Annotated in this window: 20 protein-coding genes; 13 read left to right on the top strand and 7 right to left on the bottom strand. The window is 41.1% G+C overall.

What is annotated here, in order from left to right:
- Window positions 1-134 precede the first annotated feature (134 nt).
- The 5 genes from AC21OG_RS05985 to AC21OG_RS06005 all read left to right on the top strand — a co-directional run bounded on the left by AC21OG_RS05985 (window position 135) and on the right by AC21OG_RS06005 (window position 5,229).
- Window positions 135-728 carry a hemerythrin domain-containing protein gene (locus AC21OG_RS05985; protein WP_487376430.1) on the top strand — a complete coding sequence of 198 codons (594 nt, stop codon included), beginning with the start codon at window positions 135-137 and terminating at the stop codon, window positions 726-728.
- A 214-nt stretch (window positions 729-942) separates the two neighbouring features.
- Window positions 943-1,209, top strand: a complete 267-nt coding sequence (locus AC21OG_RS05990; RefSeq protein ID WP_487376431.1) for a hypothetical protein — start codon at window positions 943-945, stop codon at window positions 1,207-1,209.
- 478 nt (window positions 1,210-1,687) lie between these two features.
- On the top strand, window positions 1,688-2,749 hold the full coding sequence (locus tag AC21OG_RS05995; RefSeq protein WP_487376432.1) for a PTS sugar transporter subunit IIC: 1,062 nt from the start codon (window positions 1,688-1,690) through the stop codon (window positions 2,747-2,749).
- Window positions 2,750-2,999: 250 nt separating this feature from the next.
- On the top strand, window positions 3,000-3,986 hold the full coding sequence (locus AC21OG_RS06000; protein ID WP_487376433.1) for an NAD(P)-dependent oxidoreductase: 987 nt from the start codon (window positions 3,000-3,002) through the stop codon (window positions 3,984-3,986).
- A 238-nt stretch (window positions 3,987-4,224) separates the two neighbouring features.
- Window positions 4,225-5,229 (top strand): IS110 family RNA-guided transposase, encoded by a 1,005-nt coding sequence (locus tag AC21OG_RS06005; protein ID WP_487378311.1) that lies wholly within the window; start codon window positions 4,225-4,227, stop codon window positions 5,227-5,229.
- A 504-nt stretch (window positions 5,230-5,733) separates the two neighbouring features.
- Here the strand turns inward: AC21OG_RS06005 and AC21OG_RS06010 are convergent.
- Together AC21OG_RS06010 and parC are read right to left on the bottom strand one after the other, a co-directional pair.
- Window positions 5,734-6,462, bottom strand: coding sequence for a DUF4184 family protein (locus AC21OG_RS06010; protein WP_487378399.1), 729 nt, complete (start codon window positions 6,460-6,462; stop codon window positions 5,734-5,736).
- Between the two features lie 157 nt (window positions 6,463-6,619).
- Entirely contained in the window at window positions 6,620-8,938 is a 2,319-nt protein-coding gene (gene parC / locus AC21OG_RS06015) for a DNA topoisomerase IV subunit A (protein ID WP_487378400.1), read from the bottom strand.
- Between the two features lie 680 nt (window positions 8,939-9,618).
- Between parC and AC21OG_RS06020 the strand changes: the two genes are divergently transcribed.
- From AC21OG_RS06020 to AC21OG_RS06040, 5 genes are all read left to right on the top strand, one after another.
- Window positions 9,619-11,343 carry an AMP-binding protein gene (locus AC21OG_RS06020; protein WP_487378401.1) on the top strand — a complete coding sequence of 575 codons (1,725 nt, stop codon included), beginning with the start codon at window positions 9,619-9,621 and terminating at the stop codon, window positions 11,341-11,343.
- Between the two features lie 454 nt (window positions 11,344-11,797).
- Window positions 11,798-13,564 carry an AMP-binding protein gene (locus tag AC21OG_RS06025; protein ID WP_486545781.1) on the top strand — a complete coding sequence of 589 codons (1,767 nt, stop codon included), beginning with the start codon at window positions 11,798-11,800 and terminating at the stop codon, window positions 13,562-13,564.
- 254 nt (window positions 13,565-13,818) lie between these two features.
- Entirely contained in the window at window positions 13,819-14,535 is a 717-nt protein-coding gene (rph, locus tag AC21OG_RS06030; protein ID WP_486545782.1) for a ribonuclease PH, read from the top strand.
- Between the two features lie 63 nt (window positions 14,536-14,598).
- Window positions 14,599-15,090 (top strand): hypothetical protein, encoded by a 492-nt coding sequence (locus tag AC21OG_RS06035; RefSeq protein ID WP_487378402.1) that lies wholly within the window; start codon window positions 14,599-14,601, stop codon window positions 15,088-15,090.
- Between the two features lie 355 nt (window positions 15,091-15,445).
- Window positions 15,446-16,180 carry a hypothetical protein gene (locus tag AC21OG_RS06040; RefSeq protein WP_487378403.1) on the top strand — a complete coding sequence of 245 codons (735 nt, stop codon included), beginning with the start codon at window positions 15,446-15,448 and terminating at the stop codon, window positions 16,178-16,180.
- A 472-nt stretch (window positions 16,181-16,652) separates the two neighbouring features.
- Here the strand turns inward: AC21OG_RS06040 and hemJ are convergent, their stop codons facing one another.
- From hemJ to serB, 5 genes are all read right to left on the bottom strand, one after another.
- Window positions 16,653-17,087, bottom strand: a complete 435-nt coding sequence (hemJ, locus tag AC21OG_RS06045) for a protoporphyrinogen oxidase HemJ (protein WP_486545786.1) — start codon at window positions 17,085-17,087, stop codon at window positions 16,653-16,655.
- A 56-nt stretch (window positions 17,088-17,143) separates the two neighbouring features.
- Entirely contained in the window at window positions 17,144-18,100 is a 957-nt protein-coding gene (gene bioB / locus AC21OG_RS06050) for a biotin synthase BioB (protein WP_491185074.1), read from the bottom strand.
- Window positions 18,101-18,500: 400 nt separating this feature from the next.
- Entirely contained in the window at window positions 18,501-19,007 is a 507-nt protein-coding gene (locus AC21OG_RS06055) for a hypothetical protein (protein ID WP_486545789.1), read from the bottom strand.
- A 544-nt stretch (window positions 19,008-19,551) separates the two neighbouring features.
- Entirely contained in the window at window positions 19,552-20,001 is a 450-nt protein-coding gene (gene aciT, locus AC21OG_RS06060; protein ID WP_487378405.1) for an AciT family ciprofloxacin tolerance protein, read from the bottom strand.
- A 435-nt stretch (window positions 20,002-20,436) separates the two neighbouring features.
- Entirely contained in the window at window positions 20,437-21,744 is a 1,308-nt protein-coding gene (gene serB / locus AC21OG_RS06065) for a phosphoserine phosphatase SerB (protein WP_487378406.1), read from the bottom strand.
- Between the two features lie 98 nt (window positions 21,745-21,842).
- On the opposite strand from serB, the gene AC21OG_RS06070 reads away from it, so the two are divergent.
- The 3 genes from AC21OG_RS06070 to AC21OG_RS06080 all read left to right on the top strand — a co-directional run bounded on the left by AC21OG_RS06070 (window position 21,843) and on the right by AC21OG_RS06080 (window position 24,792).
- Complete coding sequence (locus AC21OG_RS06070) at window positions 21,843-23,333, top strand: hypothetical protein (RefSeq protein ID WP_487378407.1); 1,491 nt, start codon at window positions 21,843-21,845, stop codon at window positions 23,331-23,333.
- 435 nt (window positions 23,334-23,768) lie between these two features.
- The gene (locus AC21OG_RS06075) at window positions 23,769-24,044 is read left to right on the top strand and encodes a PA3496 family putative envelope integrity protein (protein WP_486545794.1); all 276 of its coding nucleotides are present in this window, start codon (window positions 23,769-23,771) and stop codon (window positions 24,042-24,044) included.
- Between the two features lie 184 nt (window positions 24,045-24,228).
- Entirely contained in the window at window positions 24,229-24,792 is a 564-nt protein-coding gene (locus AC21OG_RS06080; RefSeq protein ID WP_487378408.1) for a YecA/YgfB family protein, read from the top strand.
- Window positions 24,793-24,807: the final 15 nt, after the last annotated feature.

Raw genomic sequence — 24,807 nt, forward strand, 5'->3', positions numbered from 1 at the left:
TCTACAGTTATAATTCGATATATTTAGATTTATTAAATAATTTGGATTGAGTAAATAATAACGAGTGTTATATACCTTAAGGTTTAGTCAAAACGGGTGTAACCTCAAATAGTGCTTCGTTAAGGAGGTGACTTGTGGACAGCGCAACTGAAAATACAAGCCCAAATAATCAACAAGAGAACAAGGTCATTGCAACACCCCGACATCCTGAGAGTCGATTGGACCCAGATTGGTTATTTCTTTATGAGAAACTACCGCCAAATCAATGGTACTCCTCCGATTATGCTTACAAAACGTCGGGTTGGCTTAATGTTCATACCAACATTCGTAAGCGCCAGCGTATTTTAAAGCAGCTAACAGAAGAGCATTTGATGGGGGCGCTTAATTGGGAGAATTATCGCTCGCAAGTATTGCAGCGTATTAGTATGCATGTCTTGAAGCTACATCAGCATCACAGTGTCGAAGACCATGGTTTCTTTCCTGACTTTGTGAGCTCTTATCCTCAACTTAAAAGAGGCTTTGAGATATTGGAGCGTGACCATGTCAAGCTTGATGCGTTATTGGATGATTTGCTGGCACTAAATGACGAGCTTGTGAAAGCAGACAATGAGGATAAAGGGCTTGCCGAGCGCCTACATAAAAACTTAGTAAGCGGCACTGACTTTCTGTCTAAACATTTAACCGATGAAGAGGATTTAGTGATTCCTATTCTAGGACTGCGTCAGTAAAATTTCTGGTCCTTTGCTAGATTACTGCATTGCTTGTTTGCCGCATAGTTCGCATAGCTTGTTGTTGAAAACGTACCCCTAATCGCTTAATAGCGATAAGGGGTTTTTGATTTGTAGAGCTTTTGATTTATAGGGCTTTTGATTTATTTTGAACTACTTTTATTGTAGAGTTGATAGCTTAAGATATCAAATTCAGTCAAAGAGATTAAATAATATGAAAAATAGTACTAAGCAAAAGCTATTTGGAGCCATATTTGGTTTTATAGGCTATCTTATATTTCTGGCAATCTTAAACTCGGGTAACAATACCCCGTTTTCAGAGTGGCCCACGGAAGCCTTCCTCAATCTACAGTTTAGCATCGGTTGGTTAAGTCCCTTGCCAGACTGGGCTGTCTTCATTGTAAGTTGCTTAATTATATTGGGCATTATTCTTGGGTTTAATAAATTAGGTCAGTGGTTTTATCGCAAAGTTGCTGGTTAAGCGGTATTAATTTAGCCAGTAGTTTTAATAAAATTTACTAGCCCAGCTTCTACTACGTCGTTTTGATATTAATATTAGCGTACTTCTTATCTAGCTAGGATTTTAATCCTAGCTATTTTTTTGCTGATTATTTTTATTTGATTGTTATCAGTAAGTAAATTGAACAAATTTAGTCACATACCAGAGTTATTATAGTAACTATCGATCAACTCTCAAAAAATTATAGTCAGCGAACTACTAAACGGTTACGGCGTTAACCTCGTTAAGCCTACTCTAGTAGTACTTGCACTCGGTTGCCTTGTAACCATTTTAGAGTTCTTTGACTATAAATCCATACTGAGAATGAAATATTTAACTATAAGAAATATTTAACGATGAAAAGCTGTATTTATCATTAGTTAAACTTCATGTTCAAGGACGACTAAGCCTTATTTTTACGACTTTTTTACAATGTAATAGGCATGATAAAGGTTAATTTATGAATGACAAAAAATCCATAACTCCCAAAGAGTTTATCAATGATGTTTTAGTCGGGATGAGTACAGGTATTGTGGTTGCCTTGATACCTTGGGCAATATTGGGCAATCTCAGTCAAGCCTTAATCCCGCATTTTGCTTATGCCGAAGACGTCTTGGAGATGGTCACACTGGCCATGTCGCTATTACCGATGGTTATCGGGGTGTGTATTGGCATGTCATTTAAGTTTACCCCGATTCAAACCAGCTCGATCGGGATTGCGACGGTTATCGGATCCGGTGTCGCCACAGTGTCGGACAGCGGTGGTTTTGTGGTGTCAGGCACCGGCGATGTGATTAATGCCGGTATTACTGCCGCCATTGCCTCATTGGTTGTTATCCTTTGTGGCAATCGTTTAAAAGCCTATACCATCTTACTGATTCCTATTATCGTCATCCTAGTGGCTGGTGGTTTAGGGTTAGTAACCCTACCTTTTATAAAAGGAATCACCACATTAATTGGACATTTTGTCCAAACCTTAACCACACTACAGCCCGTATTAATGGGCGTTACCATTGCTATTTTATTTTCTCTACTCATGATGTCGCCCGTATCTACAGTGGGTATCGCCGTTGCCATTAGTTTAGCTGGGGTGGGCTCAGGTGCGGCCAATTTAGGGATTACCGCAGCGGGTTTTGGGCTTGCAATCATGGGCTGGCAAGTGAACTCACTTGGTACCTCGTTTGCACACTTTTTAGGCTCACCCAAAATTCAGATGGCAAACTTTGTAAACAAGCCTATTATCGCCCTGCCAGTCATTTTAAATGCCGCTGTATTAGGCGCTATGGCGGGGTTTTTTGGTATATCAGGCACGACTATTAGTGCAGGCTTTGGCTTCGCAGGGTTTATCGGTCCGATATCGGCATTCAATACGATGGAAGGCGGCGCTAGTCTGCATAACATGATTATCATTACGCTTGCATTTATCGTTGTCCCTATCGTGTTGGGTGTTGTCTTTAAAATATTATTTACAAAAGTCATTCCTATCCTGAATGACAAAAACTACGAGATTAAATTTGAATAAATAGCATAGGACTTACGCACGAGTAGATATTATGGCAACTGGTATTTATTTATGAATCCTCTGAAGGTAGAGCCAGACGCTCCATAAATAATAACCAGTTGCCTTTAAAGCTGTAAAATCGTATTTTTACGTAAGTCCTATGACAATAACCAGTCAAAAACAGTCAAGTTTTAACAGTCAAATCCTGAACTCTAAATAATAAAAACAAACATCCAAATCAAAACATATAACCACACAACAAGGAAAAGTCATGAAAGTTATCGCTTATAGCGTGCGTCCAGATGAAGAGGCCAGCCTCAAAAAACATAGCGAATCATTGGATATTGAGCTCACTATTGTCAAAGACATGCTAACTCCAGACAACGCCGATCAAGTCAAAGGTCATGATGCTGTTACCTTTTTAGGCAATGACAAAGTAAATAAAGAGACGCTAAAGATTATTCACAAGCACGGTGTGAAATATATCTCATCACGCGCTGCAGGCTTCAACAATATTGATATTGACACTGCAAAAGAGCTTGGGATAAAAGTCGCCAATGTCGCCCGCTATTCCCCTTATGCGGTTGCCGAGTTCACTTTAACGCTTGCCTTTACCATGCTACGTAATCTACCGCGAGCCTTAAAACGTATTCAAGCGCAAAACTACAGCTTAGCGGGTCTAATCGGACAAGAAATGCGCTTTCAAACGGTGGGCGTGATTGGCACAGGTCGTATTGGACTCACTACAGCCAGTATATTCTCAGGCGTTTGCAAGCGTGTCATTGCCCATGATGTTTATGAAAACCCTGAGGCCAAAGATATCGTCGAGTACGTCGAATTAGACGCGCTATTAAAAGAGGCGGATATCATCGCCTTGCATTGCCCTTATACCAAAGAGACGCATCACCTCATCGATGCAGAAAAATTAGCACTGATGAAACAAGACGCCATATTAGTCAATACAGCAAGGGGCGAATTGGTAGATACCTCAGCACTGATAGATGTACTAAAGACTGGAGCTATCAAGGGCTACGCGGGCGATGTATATGAAAAAGAAGTCGGTATCGTGCACAGAGACCATACCAATAGCATCATTCCAGATCCCATGTTCCTTGGTATGATTAATATGCCAAACGTCTTATTCACCCCGCATTATGCGTTTTATACTGATATTGCGGTCGATAACATGGTCGAATACGCCCTACAAAACCTATATAACTTCTACCATGGCAAGGCGTGTGATAACGAAATTGTGTAGAGCTGAATGGTAGTGCGTTCTCTTTAGTAGCTGATCTCGCTTGTATGTTAAAAAAGCCATAGATAAGTGTTAACCTTAGCTATGGTAGCAGGTAGAGTGAGCTAGTGATCTCGCTATAGCCAAAGAGCTCGACGCAAAGATAAAGCCCTCTACCTGTATTTCTTTAGATTGAATGGTATCAAAGTGCCTTAGAAATTAAAACTAAGAGACACTGTATTCACAAGGGAAATGCAAAGAAATGACCTATCAAGTATACGTTGGAATTGACATATCCAAAGCTAAATTTGACGCAACATGGCTAAACAGAGAAGGTAAAAAAGTTAAAAACAAAGCCCACAGTAAAACCTTTACTAATGACGAAAAAGGCTTTGCAATCTTTACCAAATGGCTAGCTAAGCAAAGCACAAACAAGAAACCGGATGAGTATCTTATCATCATGGAAGCCACAGGCATATACTATGAGAACCTAGCCTATGATCTACATAGTAAAGGCTACACAGTAGCCGTTATTAATCCGGCATATGCCAAACAATTTGCAGGTGCCATCGGCAGTCATCACAAAACCGACAAACAAGACGCGTACGTACTCGCGCAATACGCCTATACAAGGCACCCTAAAGCATGGGAGCCAGAACCTGAGCACGTCAGAAAGCTCAAGTATCTGCTAGACCGTTTAGACACGCTCAAGGCTGATAAGAAGCGAGAAAGCAACCGTCTAGAAAAAGTTGAATCTAGAAAGAGCTATGACAACGATATCGCCCAATCTATAAAACAAGTGATAGACACTTATAACGAACAAATAGATATCATCCAAGCCAAGATAGATAAACACATAGGTAATCATCCTGACTTAAAGTCAGGCTATGACAACCTAGTTAGCATTCCAAGCATAGGTAAGACAGTCGCACCGAATGTATTGTCGTTACTCCTATCTAAAGACTTTAAGGATGCTTCGCAATGCGCCTCATTTGTTGGATTAACCCCTATACATATACAGTCAGGAATCTTTAAAGGAAGAAGCCGTATTAGTAAAAAAGGGGATGGCAACCTACGATCGAAGTTGTTCATGTGTGCGTTATCTGCAATTAGTTGCAATCCTGATGTTAAGCAACTATACGAGCGACTGCTGAAGAGAGGAAAATGCAAGAAAGTGGCTTTGATTGCAGGTATGAGAAAGTTATTACAGATTTGCTATGGTGTGATAAAGCACCAAAGCAAATACAAACCTCAAGTTACTATTTGATAGTAATTTGAGTTGACATATAAGATGGTATCTTTTCGTTACTATCTGCTTGTCCAGACGAGGCAGCTGCTAAGATAGGGGTTGTCTCTTACTTCGTGAGCCAACCCCTATCAAGCATCGACAACTCGTCTTGCCAAGCAGTATATCCACTTCAATCGAGGCTAAACAGCCTTGTTAGGGTAGAGTGCATTTACTTTATCTAAATCATGGGATTCGCTTCGTCTACTTATACCTAGCTTAAATCGCACCTAAGATTAATATTTAGCGTTACACTTGTCTAAACCGTGGGTTACGCTGCGCTACACCGCACGCTACAAGCCATTTTCTTAGTTATTATTTTATTTTTATTAGGACTAGCTTTCGAAAATAGAAACTCTTATATTTTCGAAAGACCCCCTCAATTGAAAATAGCAATCGACTTATTTTCGAAAGTACCCCTCTAATGAAAATAGCGATGGACTTATTTTCGAAAGTATTCCTTTATTGAATACTTTTTATCAATTGTTAAAAGATACGATATTTTCTTATTTGAATCCACAAACTAACGACAGTTAGTGATAGCATACCTGACATTATTCCACTCACAATAATGTTCCCATATTCAAACCATTGCAATCCTATAGCCACTCTAATGCTCATAATTAGCGATGCTAAGACAATAATAGATACCCAAAAGCTTATCTTAGGTTTAAGGTACGTTTTTGATGCGGGCTTTATTCTAAAGAAATAAATACCAATAATGAGTGCGCCAACGACGGTGCTAAAGTGCTGCAAAAATTTAGAGATAGGGATGTCTGTATTCAACAAAGGCCGTTGTAGCTCAAAGTAAGTGCTAAAAAAAGCATGCGGGTGGGTGAATGAATCCCAGAGAATGTGCGAGTAGGCACCGATAAGAATAGAGATACAGACAATTAACCAGTGTGTTTTGAAGTAAGAGGGCCAAGTAGCTTCTTTTAATTCGGTCAATCTTGATTGAATAAATTCAGGAGAGTTGTCTATTAAAGGGCGTTTGATAATACAATGAAAAATAAAACACAAAGCAACGCCCAATGGTAGATTAAGCCATAGTGTCCCTAGTAGCGTATGGCTATATTCACTGTGAATATGCATGCGCAAGAAATATTCAAAATCTGGCGTTAGACTCCCAATAATAAGTCCAGTCAATGAAACTCTACGTCCTAAAATACCTTGTAAGGGTAGAACAATGGCAGGATGAGAGAAGGTAAAGGGCATAATATCATCTTGAAAGTTAAGGCTGCTTATTAGTTGGCTTGTATTTCAACTTAGTAAAAATGTCCCCCTTTACTTAAAGGAGGACTCGGGTGGATTATATTATGCGTAAGAAGTACCTATTGAATGAATGTTTGTAAAACGCAGGGTCTACTATGTGTTACCCTGCCACCTCAATCTCTGTCACATTTTGAAAACCTCTGGGCAACTGACTGCCCCGATTGCCACGCTTACCAGTGTAGTTGGCTAAGTCGATTGGCTTTAACGTCACATGGCGCTTACCAGCGGTGACGGTTAGGCTGTCGTCATGATGCAGCGGTATCACGGCTATCACTTCTTCGTCTTTCTTGAGATTAATCAGCTTATTGCCTTTACCCCGTTGTTGTTCTGGCAACTCATCGATTGGGAAAATCAGAAGATAACCCGCTGAGGTCACGACGGCAATTTGATCTTGCACTAAGGGTTCAGGCTGGTTGTCATCACTGTCAGTGGCTTGCGTGTCCTCGCTTGATTTAACATCGATATACGGTACTTTGAGTAACTTGGCATCGGCATCGAAGTTGATGATGTTTTTGCCTGCTTTTTGGTTGGTGTCTAAGTTGCCCAGCGTATTAATAAAGCCATAGCCTTGAGAGCTTGCTAAGATAATGCGTTGATCGTCGTCACCAGCAAGTAGCTGCTCAAAGCTGGCACCGGCAGCAGGTTTTAGCACACTGGTTAATGGATCGCCTTGACCGCGCGCAGATGCTAACGTATGCGCCTCAATGCTATAGCTGCGTCCTGTGCTGTCCATGATATAGATTTTCTCATTAGACTTACCCTGCACATGCGCTTGATAGCTGTCACCTGATCGATAACTCATACCAGCCGCATCGACATCATGACCTTTGGCAGCCCGTATCCAGCCGGCTTTGGACAAAATCGCAGTAATCGGCTCACTAGGCACTAAGTCTGATTCTTTTAATGCCGTGGCCTCGCCACGCTCAACCACAGGCGACATACGATCATTGCCATGCTCTTTCATGTCCGCTTCAAGTTCTTCAATCATCAGGGCAGTCAAGCTATCACGGTTATCGAGTAGCTCTTGGATTTTCTCACGTTCGGCTTCAAGTGCCTCTTTTTCGCTGCGAAGCTCAATCTCTTCTAGTCGCGCTAATTGACGCAAGCGAATGTCTAAAATAGCATTGGCCTGAATCTCAGTCAGGTCATAGCGAGTCATCAGCTCCATCTTGGGATCATCTTCTTCGCGGATAATACGAATGACCTCATCAATATGCAGATAAGCAATCAGTAGACCGGCCAAGATATGCAAGCGCTTGTCTATTTTATCCAAACGGTATTGTAAGCGACGGGTGACCACATCACGGCGACTGACCAACCATTCGCTTAAGATACCTTTTAGATTTTTGACTTGTGGTCGGCCATCAAGACCGATCATGTTCATATTGACTCGATAATTGCTCTCAAGCTCGGTGCTCGCAAACAGATGACTCATGACTCTATCGACATCGACACGAGTTGAGCGTAGCTCTAACACGATACGGCAGAAGTTTTCATGATCGGACTCATCATGGATATCGACCACCCAAGGTAGCTTTTTATCCATCATCAGCTTAGCAATTTGTTCTTGGATCTTATTACCCGACACTTGATAGGGCAGGGCCTCGATGATAACCAGATTTTTCTGTTGTTTATCGACGTGATACACCGCGCGCATCTTATAACTGCCACGGCCGGTCTCATATATTTGCTGCAAGTCTTTTTTGGAGGTAATGATTTCGGCTTTGGTAGGCAAGTCAGGGGCTGGAATAGACTGAGTTAGCTGCTTGACTGACAGCTCAGGATTTTTAAGCAGACGAATCGCCGCGCGTACCACTTCATTGAGGTTATGCGGGGGAATGTCGGTCGCCATACCAACGGCGATACCTGTGGTGCCATTTAGCATAATATTAGGAAGACGGGCAGGAAGTGTGACTGGCTCTTGCATAGAGCCGTCAAAGTTATCTTGCCAGTCTACAGTGCCTTGACCCAGCTCAGCGAGTAAGGTGTTGGCATATGCCGACATTTTTGCTTCCGTGTAGCGCATAGCCGCAAACGATTTGGGATCATCAGGGCTACCCCAGTTACCTTGACCTGTAATCAGTGGATAGCGATAGCTAAACGGCTGCGCCATTAATACCATGGCCTCATAACAGGCGGTGTCACCATGGGGGTGATATTTACCCAGCACATCACCGACGGTACGGGCAGATTTTTTGGGTTTGGTCGTCGACTTAAGACCAAGCTCACTCATGGCATAAATGATACGGCGCTGTACCGGCTTTAAGCCATCGGCAATATGCGGCAGTGCCCGATCCATAATCACGTACATGGCGTAGTTTAGGTAAGCTTGCTCAGTAAATTCTGCGACTGATCGGGTGTCCATTGCCTCGTTTGGGATAACGGTGGCGGTAGGGGGAGGGTTTGATATATCAGACATAATAAATGATGTTGCCTTGTCGATTATAAAGTGGGTATTTTGTTAACGCTGTTTCTTGATAAAATTTTAAATTTTACGGTATTAGATGTTAGGTCATGTGAGTATTAGATGTTAGGTCATGTAAATGCTATTTAAAAAAAGGTCATTCATTGACCTTAATGTTAAGTATCATATGCGCTTAGTTTATAAGTCATTGAGGGTTAAATCAGTACAACGTTAGAAATATAATTTAGGGTAGCTTATCCTAACGGATATTAACGCAATAAAAAAGGCATGATATTCCTAATCTTGACTTAATACGTCAACTGATGTCGTACAAAATTGGTATAGTCCTGATAATCCGTGCAACAAGATGCTAGGTCTATCTGTAGGTTATCCTGTAGTATGGTAAGTCTATCTGACCATTATAGGCTTCTATCTACTTTATTTATGCACTTTACAGTTGTCATAAACCCGTTAAATAGTGTATTTTAGATAAAAATACGAACCCCTCTGTGTTTTAAAATTGTATAACCGTTATCTGGCAGTTATTAAACTGTTTTTTTACTGCTTTTTTCACAGCTTCACTCTAACGGCTACAATTTGATAGGCAGTATTTCACGGGTAATGTACATTTATTTAAATAAGAATTAGCAGGTTAGTTTATTCCATTAGACCCAATTTTAGGAGTTACAAAGATTATGGAAAATCAAGACAGTCAGTTTCGCCGTAATGATAGACCTTGGCTTAAAACCTATGAAAAGCTAGGTATGCAATACGATATTGAAATGCCACCTGCCGACACCTCATTGATCGATATTCTAGAAGAAAACTTCGAAAACCACACGGGTAGAATCTCATTTGTGTGTATGAATCAAGAGTTATCTTATGATGACTTAGATCGCTATAGCAAACAGATGGCCGCTTATTTGCAGTCACTTGGCCTAAAAAAAGGCGACAAAGTTGCGGTCATGATGCCAAATATTTTACAAACCCCAGTGGCAATTTTAGCCATCCTACGTGCCGGCTTGATTTTGGTCAATGTCAACCCTCTATATACCACACATGAGCTTGAGCATCAGCTAGTAGATTCTGAGACCAAAGCGCTGATTATCTTAGAGAACTTCGCTAAAACGTACGCTGATATTGGAAAAAAAGTCGTCGATCATGTGGTTATTGCCTCGATGGGTGACTTAATGAGTCCTCTAAAGGGCTTTATTGTTAATAACGTGGTGCGTCACGTGAAAAAGATGGTACCGTCTTATAGTATTCCGGGTAGCTTAACCTTCAAACAAGCCCTAAAAATTGGCGCTAGTAAACCCTATACCCGACCGACCGATATAGGGTTAGAAGACGTTGCGGTATTGCAGTATACCGGTGGTACCACAGGGGTTGCCAAAGGCGCCATGCTTACCCATAGCAACTTAGTGGCCAACTTAATCCAAGCGGACACCTATATTGGTGGAGCGTTTGATAAATATGAAGAATTAAATGAGCAGCCGGTTATTATGACGGCTCTGCCTTTATACCATATTTTCTCATTTACCGTCTGCGGCATGTATGGTCTGCGAAAAGGGGCGATTAACTCGCTGGTGCCAAATCCGCGCGATGGTAAGAGCTTAATCAAAGCGTATAAAGACTATCCGCCTGCGTTCTTCCCTGCGGTTAATACGTTATTTAACGGTTTGATTAATAGCGAGCACTTTAGAGTACTGGACCATAGCAAGCTTGAGATGTCTATGGGCGGTGGTATGGCAGTGCTTAAAGATACGGCTGATAAATGGAAAAAAGGCACAGGCAATGTCATTGTTCAAGGCTATGGTCTGTCAGAGACCTCGCCTGTCGCATCTGCTAACCCTATGGGACTTGATGAGTTCCCAGGAAATATCGGCGTACCATTCCCTGCTACGGATATGGCCATCATAGACGAAGAAGGTAATGAAGTAGCCATTGGGGAGCGTGGCGAGATTTGTGTCCGTGGCCCTCAGGTGATGAAAGGCTACTGGAAACGAGAAGATGCCACTGCTGAAGTCATGACTCCAGATGGGTATTTCCGTACCGGTGATATCGGGGTGATGGATGAAGACGGCTACTTTAAAATTGTGGATCGTAAAAAAGACATGATCATCGTTTCAGGCTTCAATGTTTATCCTAACGAAGTTGAAGATGTCATGTCAGGTCATCCAAAGATCTTAGAATGTGGCGTTATCGGTGTACATAGCGATAAAAGTGGTGAAGTTCCTAAGATATTTATCGTACGTAGTGATCCAAGCTTAACGGAAGAGGAGGTCATGGCCTATGCCAAAGAGCACTTAACTGGTTATAAGCGTCCTCGCCATGTTGAGTTTGTCGATGAGTTACCGAAATCAAATGTGGGCAAAATCTTACGTAAAGACTTGCGTGCTATGGAAGCTGCTGAAGGTTAATTGTTTTAGAGTATCATGTAAAAGCTAACCATTCATTGACATGATATAACCCTAATATAAATCTCATACTTTATGTTTGCGTGGTTAACGAGTACAATTAAAACGTTCTAAAGGATACGATTAACAGTGAAAGGGATACGCGCATCATGCCGTGTCCCTTTTTTGGTAAAAAATTTATGTATGAAATTTATGACGTTCTTTATTTCATACAGTGTGTGGGATGATATAAGCAAACAACAGATTAAAAGAACGTTAAATTGTATTTTAGGGTCAAACAAATCCTAAAGTGACATATAAATAACGTTAACTAAGACAATAATTTGCTAGAATTCTTTACTTTTATAGACTCTTTACCTTTATATATAGTCACTTATAGAATATATAGTCACTTATAGATAGTCACTCACTCAACTCTTTACTTTATTGTTTCACTATTAACACGACAGGTAATTACATGACAACAGCTGCAACCCCTTCCAACCAAAATAACAAAAGCGAACTTCACGGCACTTACCCTCACTATCCAGATATTCCTAATGATCGCCCTTGGTTGGAGTCATATGATCGTTATGGACTGGCGGCTCATATCGAGAAACCAGCTGACGATACATCACTTCTTGAGGTGTTTGAGCGAAACTTTGCGCGTTATGGTAGTCGTGATGCTTACCTTTGTATGGGGGCATCGATTACGTATCGACAGCTTGATACCTACAGCCGTCAGATAGCCGCCTACTTACAGTCACTAGGTTTAACAGTGGGTGACAAAGTGGCAGTCATGATGCCAAACGTGTTGCAATATCCTATTGTGGCGCTTGGGGTGTTACGTGCTGGCATGATCTTAGTCAATGTTAATCCGCTGTATACTAGCCGTGAGCTTGAGCATCAAATTCATGACAGTGGCGCTAAGGCTATCTTCGTTGTTGAGAACTTCGCGAAAACTTACGAAGATGTCAATGATAAAGGTGATGTAGAGCATGTTATCGTCTGTAATATGGGCGATATGTTAGGCTTCGTCAAAGGGTTTGCAGTCAACATGGTGGTTCGCCATGTTAAGAAAATGGTACCCAGCTACTCACTACCAGACAGTGTTCAATTTAAAAAGGCTTTAGAATCAGTATCTGCACATGAGTATAAGCGTCCTGAGTTGGATCAAAGTCACGTGGCGCTACTACAATATACTGGCGGTACAACTGGTGTGGCAAAAGGCGCGATGCTAACGCATGGTAACTTGATCGCTAATATGTTGCAGATTAACGCTGTGATCAGTGCTGCGTTTGGAGAGTCTTCAGAGAGTGAAGTGATTCTCACTGCGTTGCCGTTGTACCATGTCTTTTCATTTATGGTATGCGGTATGTATGCAATGTACAAAGGCTGTACGGGGTTGTTAATTCCTAACCCTCGTGACCTTGATGGCTTGATTAAAGAGATGGATAAATATAAGCCTGCGTATATTCCTTCAGTGAATACCTTATTTAATGGCTTAGTACATCATGAGAAATTTAAAAATTTAGACTTCTCTAATCTCAAAGCGTCTATTGGTGGTGGGATGTCTGTATTGCCTAGTGTCGCAAAAGCTTGGCATGAAGCCACAGGCCTGCCTATTGTTGAAGGATATGGCTTATCAGAGACATCACCTGTCGTCAGCTTTAATCCGATGAATATTTCAGAGTTTACTGCGAAAATTGGGGTTCCTGCTCCAGATACCGATGTGATCTTAATTGATGATGATGGAAATGTGATGCCGATCGGGGAGCGCGGTGAGATCTGTGTTAAAGGTCCACAAGTCATGGTGGGCTATCAAAACCGCCCTGAAGAAACTAAAAACACCTTTACCGAAGACGGTTATTTCAAAACGGGTGATATCGGTATCATGGATGAAAAAGGCTTCATTAAAATTGTCGACCGTAAAAAAGACATGATCTTAGTGTCTGGATTTAACGTTTATCCTAATGAAATCGAAGAGGCAATAGCGGAACATCCTGCTGTATTAGAAGTAGGCGCAATCGGTGTGTCGAGTGAAGAGCGTGGCGAAGAGCCGAAGATATTTGTGGTGAAAAAACCTGGCAAACAAGTGACCGAACAAGAGCTACTAGATTATGGTAAAAAGCAATTAACTGGCTACAAACGTCCACGTCATGTCGAATTTGTAGATGAGTTGCCAAAATCTAATGTTGGTAAGATTTTGCGTAAAGAGTTACGTAAAATGGAAGGTTTAGATTAAGCACACTCTATAATCAAACCATCAAAGTAGCTTGGGATACCTTAAGGTAAAAAGAGTATTCAATATCAACAAAGGGGCTAATTTCAGCCCCTTTGGTTTAAACACCTTATGTTTAAATGTCTTTTCATTAAATAGTTTTAAAGTCTTCAGTTTTAGATTTTAGACAAGGGGTTTGTCTTGCTATTGACAGGCCTTCAAGATACGATATCAACAGACTCTAGTCATTGAACCACAATAAAGGATAACACTAAGTAATGCGTATAGATAACCGAGAGCTTGACCAACTGCGTGCCGTCACTTTTGAACGTCACTATACCAAACATGCTGAAGGATCCGTGCTGGTTTGCTTTGGGGAAACCAAAGTATTGTGTACCGCCAGTGTCGAAAATGGGGTACCACGTTGGTTAAAAGGTAAAGGTCAAGGCTGGGTAACGGCTGAATATGGTATGTTGCCACGCGCAACCAATACCCGCAACCAACGTGAAGCGGCTCGAGGCAAACAATCTGGACGCACTCAAGAGATTCAACGATTAATTGGGCGTAGTTTACGCGCTATGGTGGACCTAAATAAACTGGGTGAAAACACGATTTATCTTGATTGTGACGTGATCCAAGCGGATGGCGGAACCAGAACAGCAAGTATTACAGGTGCTGCCATTGCTTTAATCGATGCTTTAGAGACCTTACAAGCTAAGAAAAAAATTAAATCAGATCCTCTAGTTGGTCTCGTCGCTGCTGTCTCAGTGGGTGTCAAAAATGGTGAAATATTACTCGATTTGAACTATGATGAAGACTCTAGCTGTGATACTGATCTTAATGTGGTAATGACCCAAAAGGGCGAGTATATTGAGATTCAGGGTACCGCTGAAGAAAAACCCTTTACACGTGAAGAAGCAGATAAAATGTTAGCCATGGCAGAAAAAGGCATTGCTGAATTGGTGAAACTACAACAAACGGCGTTAGGGTGGTAGTCGTAGCGTGATTAGCATCTTTATATCATACGTCATTACTGTTGATGTCTAAATAGGTCTACTATGCTACAAGTTACTGAAAATGGAGCAAATATCAGCCTATCTGGTAAGGCCCAAGGCTTTGGAGATGGGGTATTTTGGTTTGCTGTGGCGCTTCTGTTTGGTGCGATAGGTGTGGCGATGGCGATGAGTCTATTGCCAGAACGGTTAGCCATCGGGGCGCTGGCCGTATTGGTGGTGTTTAGTTTTGTGTTTAATAAAATGCGCAATCAGCAAAAAAAGGGCGTAAAGCACCACATCAGTATTGGCCTATTAGAAGTTCACCCTGGCATGTTTGAGCATAACTACCTAGGTAAAACGCAGCGTATTGTGGTCATGAGTAACGATGTCATTCGCCTCAATGCCAAAGAGCTGATTATCTCTGATGCTGAAGGTAACAATAAGTGCATCGTATCCGGTTTTGAAACGGAAAAAGAAGCACAAGTGATGCAAGCCATATTGCAAGGTCAGCAGCTAAGCAAACGTAATGCTAATATTAAGATGCAGTCGTCTTAAACGGTATTTTTTAAAATCGACTATCTTAGCGGATAACGTTTTGGGCAATTTATTTTTAGGTAGCTATTTTTTATACTCAAACATTTATTATATTATTATAGTAGGCATATTATGTAGCGTGTGGTGTAGTGAATCGAAACCCACGGTTAAGTTTTTATTCACTTTAAAGTTTGTATTTGAATTAAGTTATGACTATAGTTACTTATTTAACAGTACTTATTTAGTGCTAATCTTTAGACGCTAAGTCGTTTTTGAATTATAGAATAAGGTAGTTTTTGAACGATAGAATACCCGCTAAAAATGCCCCTTTTAATAATAAAATAATGACAATAACGATGATACCTAGGAGCATCAAATGGATGTGTCCACTTTAGACTCAATGTATAACGCTAACGGTCAATCTCTTACGTTAAAATATCGAAAAAAACTCTCGCTATTGAGCTCCGTTTTGCTGTGTTTAATGATGAGTTCTGCGGGACGTGCAGATGAATTGAGCGACTTGATTACCTTAAAGAGTCAAGTATTTGAACATTCAGCCAACGTATCGAACCCTCCCGTACATCAGACTTCTCCCGATTCGGACAATGCCGTTTCGAACACTCCCTTTTCAGTGACCTTCTCACACAATTCAAACTTTTATCAAAGCTATGCGACTGCCCCTAATATCGACCCTGACCATATAGATACGTTATATCAAGCAGAGCAAAGCGCTGCCCCTGCTAGCAAAAAAGTATTGCAAACCGTACGGCAAATGGCTCTAGATAATAAAGAAATTATTAAAGGCTCATGTTGGGATTATCTAAATGCCGCTTTTAATAGAGCAGGGGTAACGCGTCATACCGTTTTCAAGGGAGGGTATCCCGCAGGGCCATTTGTCGATACGAATGAGATTCAGCCTGGGGATTGGCTATATTATGTCAATCACAGCTACAATGACATTGAGCATAGTGGATTATTTGTAGGCTGGCTTGATCGGAGCCGCAATCAAGCGTTAATCTTAAGCTATGCTGGTGAGCATCGTCATGAGCCAGCACGCTATAAGATGTATGACGTGTCTCATACTTATAATATAATGCGGCCTAGTTTTTAAATCCTGACTTTAAAAAAAGGTAAGTAAAGTTCGGTTTACGGATTTAAGAGCTGTCGCTAAGAGCGGCATATATAATGCGAATTTATGTTTTTTTATACCTGCAAAAGTATAGACTAGGGCGTGTGGAACATTCGACCATGGCACTGGCGGAGACTATTTTTTAGTCAATATGCAGTGAAATTTTTGACGCTTAGTCATTCTAAGTTAGAACCCTAAATTTTTAAAAGCCGCCATATATTGGCAAAAAAGAGTCCCGCCCTCACTCGAGCATAGCTCTCGCCTTGCGAACGGGCAAAGCAGTGCTTTGCTTAATCCGTTCTCAGGGCTGATACTAAAATCGCCTCAGACGTTGTTACAAACCTAGCCAAGGTCTAGACATTAGCGTCAGTTTGCGCCTAGTCTGGAACGATTTTAGCTATCAGCAGTGCTAATTTGCGAATGTTCCACACGCCCTAAGCTTTTCAATAATCTCTTAAAATGGCTTAACGATAACCAGTATAACGACCGCAATTAAAATAAATACTGGCACTTCATTAAACCAGCGCCAAAAAACATGCGTCTTGTGCTGAGGATTTTCAGCGAGCTTGTTGCGATAAGCGCCGCACATACCATGATAGGCAGACAAGAGAACCACTAAAAACAGCTTAGCATGCAGCCAACCTTGAGTTTTATAAGCATCCCATCCTAATACCAACATCCAAATACCAAACACCCATGTCGCAATCATAGCGGGGGTCATAATGCCCCGATACAACTTTCGCTCCATAACCACAAAGCGTTGTTGGCTAATGGTGTCTTTACTCATAGCATGATACACAAACAGTCTGGGTAAATAGAATATAGCCGCAAACCAGCATACCATCGATATGACGTGCGCCGCCTTTATCCAATTAAAATATTCCGCCATATAACTGCCTTTTAAGTCGTTACTTTTTATAGTGCTATAAATAAATTCATTTTAAATCAAACAAAACTTTGATGACCAGTTGAGGCATCAATGACGGTCAATCCAGGCTTCGGCTCGGTTGCTTTAAGTCCTAACATCTGCATTAATCGGTCGTCATTAGATTGGCTGGCATTACCCGTCGTTAGCAGCTTATCCCCATAGAAAAATGAGTTAGCCCCTGCCATAAATGCTAATGCCTGTTCAGAGTCTGATAGGCTTTCTCTGCCTGCTGAGAGTCGTACATAGCTTTTTGGGCAGCAGATACGAGTTACCGCTATGGTGCGTATCCATTCTAAGACAGGCAGTTGCCCCTCTTTTAACACCTTGTCACCAAGCGGCGTACCCTGAATGGGTACCAGTAAGTTAACGGGTATGGACTCAGGCGGCATTGGCATACTGGTCAACTCATAAACCCAGTCAATACGATCTTCGCGACTCTCGCCCATGCCAACGATACTGCCGCTACATACATTTATACCCGACTGCCGTACATTCTCAATAGTTTGCAGGCGATCATCATAGCTGCGCGTGCTAACCACTTGATCGTAATAGCGGCGCGAGGTGTCCAAGTTATGATTGTAGTAATCAAGTCCTGCATCCGCTAACTGCTGTGATTGTTCAGCCGTCAACATACCTAAGGTCATACAGGTCTCAAGGCCAAGTGCTTTGACTTCCTTAATAAGGCTAGCAATATAGGGCATGTCTTTGGCACTTGGATGTTTCCAAGCCGCACCCATACAAAATCGAGAGGAACCAGAGGCTTTCGCTTGTTTGGCCGCCGCAAGGACTTTGTCGATCTCAAGTCTCTTTTCTGCTTGCAGTTTGGTCTTATCTCTATAGTGACCAGACTGTGAGCAATATCCGCAGTCTTCCGGACAATTACCGGTTTTTATCGATAGTAAGGTACTTATCTGTACCTCATTGGCGGTAAAGTGCTGACGATGTACTGTTTGTGCTTGCAACAGCAAGTCCATCAACGGCGACTCAAATAATTCGGCAATATACTCACGCGTCACAGGGCTATTTAGACGCTCTTTTTTCAACTTTACATCGTGTGCATCATTACCTAATGACTGTGCTTTAATGTTTGCTGGCGTGTTCGAATGTTGACTTGCAACAGGTGCTGTCGATTGAATCAAAGTGCTCATACAACAATCCTTTGTATCGTTTTTTAAAATTGTATCATTTAATGAGGATCATTAATGGACATAAAAACGCCTAAGTAGCTTTCATTACTTAGGCGTCACTTAGTTCATTAACACACTTTAGCCATATATCAGATGAAAAATGGGATATAACAGAGTAGGGTCAATCATACTCATAAAACCAATCATAACCCAGTAACTTATACCATTAACTTATAGAAAACGTATGCTATTTAGAAAACTTATGCTTAGCTATATCTAGAACTTGAGACGCTATTCCTTGTGCTTTATTGGCAAAAGGACGTGCTTTTTTAATAAAAGGTTTAAGCTCTTCTGGAATAGGGGGAACAATATGTTTCGCCAATTGATTAAACCACATTAGCAAGCTGTAGTCGCCTTCCATAACCAGCTCTTTATCTTGAATGGCAGTCATAAAAGCAGCAACATTGCCGCCCGTTAGCAGCTTAACGCCAGTCATTGAGTCTTTAAAATCGATACGCAAAGTAGGCTCATTGGCAGTACCAGAATATTGATTAAACGTACCCTCATCAAACACATAATAACGAGCTACGCCATCCGCTTTACTACCAAGCTCGATGCTGACCTTACGGTCTTTTAAAAGTGCGGCAATATTTGGATCATCACTTTTTGCCAACATGGATAATCGAACACCGACGGCAGCAAGTAGCGCATCTAATGGATTGGCTTTGATATTTAAGATAGGAAGAGTAAACATGGGGAAGTCCAAAATTAAAAAGTGAATGAAACGAAAACCAGTTTATAGCGTTATAACGTTTTAAAACATACTGCGCAAGTTGATTGACAGGTTAGGCTCTTATACTGATGAACCAATTATACTATCTACCAATTATACTATGTTTTCATATTAGGGTCTGTTGAACATTCGGTATTAAAAGATCGTTATTAGAGACAGCGACTCTAGGGCAAATATTTATAGACTTTTTTATTTAGTATATCTGTACTTAACTATATCAGGTGTCAATAAATAAAATACCAGTAGAGACATAGCCAACAAGTCAGCGCCATTTTGCATGGGCCGACTTGTTATCCATCAGGTACTGTTAGCAAGTAATTGCATTGGTATATTAATTGGTTTAATAGTTATCCAATGGTTAGTAGTGCAATGCTCTATTGGTAGCATAAAATTTAGCGTGCTTTCCATAGCTTATTAATAGGGTCTAATTGCTATATAGCTTAATTAAACTTTTGACTGATAAACTTTAGATTAATAAAAGGTTAGCTTAATAGCCAGATGATAATTAGTTACGGAAGCGAGGTTCATAGTTATTATAAATAGGTGTGTGCTCAATATATTTTTCACGAGTATTGCTTCGTTTGCTCAGTTTTGGTACGAAAGATGAACGACGAGGCGGTCTAGATACCACACCAGTGCGCTGTGCCGGTAAGCTTGCCACAAACTTCTTATAACGATAGGTGAGAAAGGCACCAATGGCAAACCAACTGAGGAGTAATGCCGCGCCATAACTATAGCTGCTACTAATAGCCGTCGTATTCACTAAGATAGATTGGATACCTTCCACAACAACCCAGTAGCCCATTCCTCCAAGCATATAACCTAGAAGATAACGACGGCCAGATAAAAGGGTGGCTGCTATGCCGACAGCGAGTAGCATATAGCCTAAAACAGACCAAGATAAAAAGCCAGAAAGCCAAGATTGACTGATAGCCAGAATGGTTAGAATTGCCATGTTTATTGCCTCATGTACGGTCAATAGGTATAACACAAAATAGGAGAGATCGAGCATCGTTTTTTGCGATTGATTAAGTATTATTATGCCGATGTTTTATTAAAATACAAAGAATATCTCGATAACTTACGACAACGATTGTCGTTTAAATTTACTAAAAATTTGACATGGGCTTCAAGGCTAGAGAATTCATAACACCCGCAAAAAAAGTTTTTTTAAAAAAAATTGTAAAGATTTTGTGTATTAAAATTTAGGAACAATTATTTCATTAATTTTAGGTCTTTTTTAAAACTTGTTTAAAAAAGTAAACCCTAAAACTGCACTCTACAGCCCTATTCTACGGGCGTGAAGTACGGTTTTGGAAAGTCGATGTTCTGCACGTTTAATTATATATTGGCCTTGAAATTAGAGGTATAAGTTATTGAAAGGCAAGGATTATAGCAGATCTTGAGCGGCATAACCTAATACATAAAGTACCCCTTCAAGACCTGTCGCATTGATAGCGGCATCCGCACGAGAGCGAACGATAGGCTTAGCATGATACGCCACACCAATATCTGCGATGGCCATCATGGCCAAGTCATTCGCCCCATCTCCAACACAGATGACTTGAGACATTGATATGCCCATACGCTGCGCAATGTGCTCAACTATTGTCGCTTTACGATCGCCATTGACAATAGGTAGGATGACATTCCCAGTGACAACCTCGTGTTCAATATCTAGCACATTGGCATGGACTTCATCAATTCCAAGCTCTTTGGCAATACGATCAGCAAAAAAGGTAAACCCACCAGACACCAGCACCGTATGATAGTCCAGAGATTTTAATGTCGCTATCAGCGTACGCGCACCAGGAGACAAACTTAGCTGATTTTGGATAGTATCAAGCGCTGAAGATGATATGTTTTTTAATAGCGCAACCCGTTCACTAAATGAGGTGTCAAAGTCAATCTCGCCACGCATAGCAGATTCAGTTATGGCGCTCACCTGGTCACCTATATTGGCTTGTTTTGCAAGCTCTACGATAACCTCTTGCTCAATCAACGTTGAGTCCATATCAAAGACGGCAACCTTATGTGGACGCAACATTTTAGCTAATGATACGATATGACAGTCAATGGCGGCATCACCCCCTAAATCATCTGTAATAGGCAAGGCTTCAATAAATTGACCTAAATGCGTGGTGATACTATCGTCTAATAAACGTGCCGCCGCTGCTTTTTTGCCGGGTTGCATCGTTGCCGTGTCAGTCGGCATTAATATATAACGATAAGTTAGGACAGAAGTAAGTCGATCGCTGCCGGTATGATCTTGTAACGTATCTGTGCTGCGAACGACTTTTATAATTTGCCATAGGGGGTTATTGCTTGCCCATTCGCCTATATGAGCTTCAAAGGCTGCTTTTTTAGTAAGCTCAGTGCCTGCTTCTTGTCTTAAAGCCTGTTGTTGGACCACCACCGACAGCGCAAATACCGGTAAAGCTTCTAGTTGCTCAATAAGATCTAAGGAGATTTTACCGTAATTTTGCTGGTTTTGATCAAAGTTAACATCGGAGAAGCGAAGTGCATCAGGTAATAAATCGTTGGCTTTTTGTAAGGCACTAATCCATGCCTTCAAATGTGCTGTCATACCTGAACCGAAGCTGGCAAAGTTTGCAGTGGCGTTTACAGGCGTATTTTCAATATTCTCAGGCGATAAAGACGCATTATTTTGAGTATTAGTTGTAGTATTTTTTGTCATCGTGAGCTATGCCCCTTGTAAGCGTAAGCAAGATTAGGAATAATAGAGCGTACTTAACGTATAGTACCCCCTACCTTTTAACAAAAGTTTAGCATAACATGACCTATTTAGCGCCACGGCAAGGCTTGTTTGCCATAATAATTCTCATCAGTTTTTTTATTCACACTACTTTGTTGCTGATTAGTACCGATCAGCAGCTTGATGAGCTCAAAATGCAAACAGGCGAACGAATGTTGGTACAACTCATTGACGAAGTCAAGCTGCCTTTACTGAGTAAAGATAAAGTCAGCTTGAGCGTCCTGACGGGACGATATACCAGTGAGAATAATGTCGCCAGCTTAGCTATCAAAGATATTGACAATGAAGTGCTACTGCAGACGGGGCAGGCGCAACTACTCGACGGTAATAAAATTAGCCGTGACGTTGTCATGGGTGACACGGTGATTGGTAAAGTCGAGATGACGCTGCGTGATACCAGTAATGGTGAGATTATTGCGTCCCAGTGGATATTTATTTTAGGGTCCTTTATTACCCATTTATTAATCTGGCTCATTTATGGTTATATTGCCCGTCCGACACGCGCCCAGTTGGCAGCTTTAAGTCGTGATGTTCAAGATTATTTGATCACTCAGCGACAACACGGCTTAGGGACAGCTCGGACTCGAATTACAGAGGATGATGAGCAACCAGAGGTAGCAGGGGATGGGGTTAAAGAATTAAGTATCCATCAAGCTTTGAGTAAATATATTAAGTCGCAGCAAAATGAAGAAGGGGGTCATGACGATGCGGATCATAGCAGTCGCGCAGAGCATGGCGATCAAAGCATAGCTTATAATCATAATAATAAGTCACCGTCTTTACCAGGTCATTTATCAGATATAGACGCTGGTCTTGAGGATGGGGGTGAGGCAGAGGCGGCTCAATCAACTACAGCCACTAACACAACTGATGCCAAACAAGCGGCATCTAGCAAACAAAAAGCATTAGCCTCAGACAGACCGCTTGATGTGGCGGTCGTACAAATTCGTTTTTATGACCCCAACCATTTGTTAAATACCTTGGCACATGAAAAGTCAGAACCCTATTTTGTACTGTGTACACAACTGCTACAACGTACGCTAGATGAGCTATTAAAACAGCCGATTTTGTTTGGTATAAAAGTCAAAAACCAACCAAGATTTGACGAAAATGGCGCCATTGTAGAGTTTTACGGTACCACCAGTCATAGCAAGGCAGGGTTGGCAGCAGTGATGCTGGCTAAGTCCTACGTTATGCTTAATGAGGTGGCGTTTATCAAGCATCGTGAGCTACAAAGATTTGCGTTAGAAGTTGTGGTCGGGGTCAGTGATGAGGCAACCAGTGAAAAGATGGAGCAGCTGCTATATAACAATGCTGATGCTAACGATATTTTAACCTTATTACCGGTTGAGGGGATAAAGCAGTTACGTGGTCATATTCAGTTGGATAATCTAAAAAATCCAACCACAGTGTATGAACGTGACTGTGCTTCACTGCAAGGAGTGGGTGATTCGATGATGCAACGCTTAATCGAGGTTCGTGATGCGGTATTGTTGTCCGCTTTAAATTAAGCAATAGCAAATTTCGATTGGCTAAACTAAAGTCGCACATTAAAAGTCTAAGATTTATTTTAGATTGATATTGTATTAAATTGTGCATCACCTACTTAAGTAATTGAAGTTATAGGCTGTTTAAATAAGTAGCTAGGTAATGTATAGGTAGCTTATAGGTCATGTATAGGTAGCTTATAGGTTATTTAGAGAAATCTAGACAGTTCTTATTTCTAAAGCTATGCCCATTGAATAAAGACGTGTTAGGTTTAAAAATAGCAAATTAAAAGCAGTAAATTAAAAGCGATGTATTAAAAACCAGTGCCTTAAAAACAGCGCCTTAAAAACAATAATTTACAAAAAGGGGCTATAAAAGTCTCTAAGAATTCCCATAAATCAAATTGATTGCAAAAATCAATAAGTCAAAACAGACTATTATGCTATAAGGAAAAGAATATGAGTGACAATGATCTTGATGACTTCGATGATGACAACTTTGAAGATGACGATGACGCTAAAAAGGTAGATGAGGCCGAAGTTGAAGCCGCACGGTTGACCAGTCTAGAGAAGCGTCGTCTGATAGATAATATGCTAGAAGAAAAGCGTTTGGCCCGTGAGCTCAAAGATGGCTTTGACGATGACTTCGATGATGATTTAGATGACTTTGACGATGACCTCGACGATAATTCTGACGAAGACGATGGCTTCGAGGACGATTTAGAAGAAGACTGAAGAGACGAGTAGTATTGGCGGTTAGCCGGTGCTGACCGCTATTGCGAATGTCTTAAAAATAATGTCTTAAAATAATAATAGCCCTTTTTAATCTTCTACTATAAATCTTCTACTATAAAAACCACAAGAAAAATCTAAAAGCTCATTATAATAACCCCGACTATAACGATAAAAAGAGACCGCTATGACCCTATATGAACTGCAAGATTATCTTGATTCAGATGACAATGAATACGGACTTGATAGTATCGCCACTCACGGTTTTCTGACCGCAACAGTCGTAGGCAAGCCGTTGCCAAATTGGCTGTCTCATCTTTTTGAAGGACAAGAGTCTAAAGTTGCCGACGACATTAAAAAGGCTATTAAAGACTGGCGCAACGAGTTGTTAGAGAGCTTGCAAAGTGAAGAGGGTATTATCCTGCCTTTAGAGATTGATGAAGATTCAAGCGAGATGGACTTCTCCTCTGAGTCAGAATTAGCGGCGTGGTCAATTGGCTTTGTTGATGCTATGTATGGTGATGATAGTGTCGATTGGTTTGACGATGAAGACACCGCTGAGGATGTCGCCATGTTGACTTTGCCAATGATTTTATTTAGCGGCATTGACACTATTAATGAAGATAGTGAGGAAACCGAAGATGGAGATTTAGCAGAAATCCGTCGTGATGATGACGCTTTAGCTCAGATAGCAAACAGTATTGAAGGCAACTTAACTGAGCTGTATTTATTATTTAATACTCAAGACTAGAACAACCTAGGCGAC

Source organism: Psychrobacter sp. CX5, assembly GCF_057621535.2.

What these genes read in the sequence shown, in the direction of transcription:
- AC21OG_RS06020 (WP_487378401.1), top strand. Translation starts at nt 9,619, where the DNA reads ATGGAAAATCAAGACAGTCAGTTTCGCCGTAATGATAGACCTTGGCTT.
- AC21OG_RS06025 (WP_486545781.1), top strand. Translation starts at nt 11,798, where the DNA reads ATGACAACAGCTGCAACCCCTTCCAACCAAAATAACAAAAGCGAACTT.
- parC (WP_487378400.1), bottom strand. Translation starts at nt 8,938, where the DNA reads ATGTCTGATATATCAAACCCTCCCCCTACCGCCACCGTTATCCCAAAC.
- rph (WP_486545782.1), top strand. Translation starts at nt 13,819, where the DNA reads ATGCGTATAGATAACCGAGAGCTTGACCAACTGCGTGCCGTCACTTTT.
- AC21OG_RS06040 (WP_487378403.1), top strand. Translation starts at nt 15,446, where the DNA reads ATGGATGTGTCCACTTTAGACTCAATGTATAACGCTAACGGTCAATCT.
- aciT (WP_487378405.1), bottom strand. Translation starts at nt 20,001, where the DNA reads ATGGCAATTCTAACCATTCTGGCTATCAGTCAATCTTGGCTTTCTGGC.
- AC21OG_RS06080 (WP_487378408.1), top strand. Translation starts at nt 24,229, where the DNA reads ATGACCCTATATGAACTGCAAGATTATCTTGATTCAGATGACAATGAA.
- AC21OG_RS06075 (WP_486545794.1), top strand. Translation starts at nt 23,769, where the DNA reads ATGAGTGACAATGATCTTGATGACTTCGATGATGACAACTTTGAAGAT.
- AC21OG_RS06055 (WP_486545789.1), bottom strand. Translation starts at nt 19,007, where the DNA reads ATGTTTACTCTTCCTATCTTAAATATCAAAGCCAATCCATTAGATGCG.
- serB (WP_487378406.1), bottom strand. Translation starts at nt 21,744, where the DNA reads ATGACAAAAAATACTACAACTAATACTCAAAATAATGCGTCTTTATCG.
- AC21OG_RS06010 (WP_487378399.1), bottom strand. Translation starts at nt 6,462, where the DNA reads ATGCCCTTTACCTTCTCTCATCCTGCCATTGTTCTACCCTTACAAGGT.
- bioB (WP_491185074.1), bottom strand. Translation starts at nt 18,100, where the DNA reads ATGGACTTGCTGTTGCAAGCACAAACAGTACATCGTCAGCACTTTACC.
- AC21OG_RS05995 (WP_487376432.1), top strand. Translation starts at nt 1,688, where the DNA reads ATGAATGACAAAAAATCCATAACTCCCAAAGAGTTTATCAATGATGTT.
- AC21OG_RS06005 (WP_487378311.1), top strand. Translation starts at nt 4,225, where the DNA reads ATGACCTATCAAGTATACGTTGGAATTGACATATCCAAAGCTAAATTT.
- AC21OG_RS06000 (WP_487376433.1), top strand. Translation starts at nt 3,000, where the DNA reads ATGAAAGTTATCGCTTATAGCGTGCGTCCAGATGAAGAGGCCAGCCTC.
- hemJ (WP_486545786.1), bottom strand. Translation starts at nt 17,087, where the DNA reads ATGGCGGAATATTTTAATTGGATAAAGGCGGCGCACGTCATATCGATG.
- AC21OG_RS06035 (WP_487378402.1), top strand. Translation starts at nt 14,599, where the DNA reads ATGCTACAAGTTACTGAAAATGGAGCAAATATCAGCCTATCTGGTAAG.
- AC21OG_RS05990 (WP_487376431.1), top strand. Translation starts at nt 943, where the DNA reads ATGAAAAATAGTACTAAGCAAAAGCTATTTGGAGCCATATTTGGTTTT.
- AC21OG_RS06070 (WP_487378407.1), top strand. Translation starts at nt 21,843, where the DNA reads ATGACCTATTTAGCGCCACGGCAAGGCTTGTTTGCCATAATAATTCTC.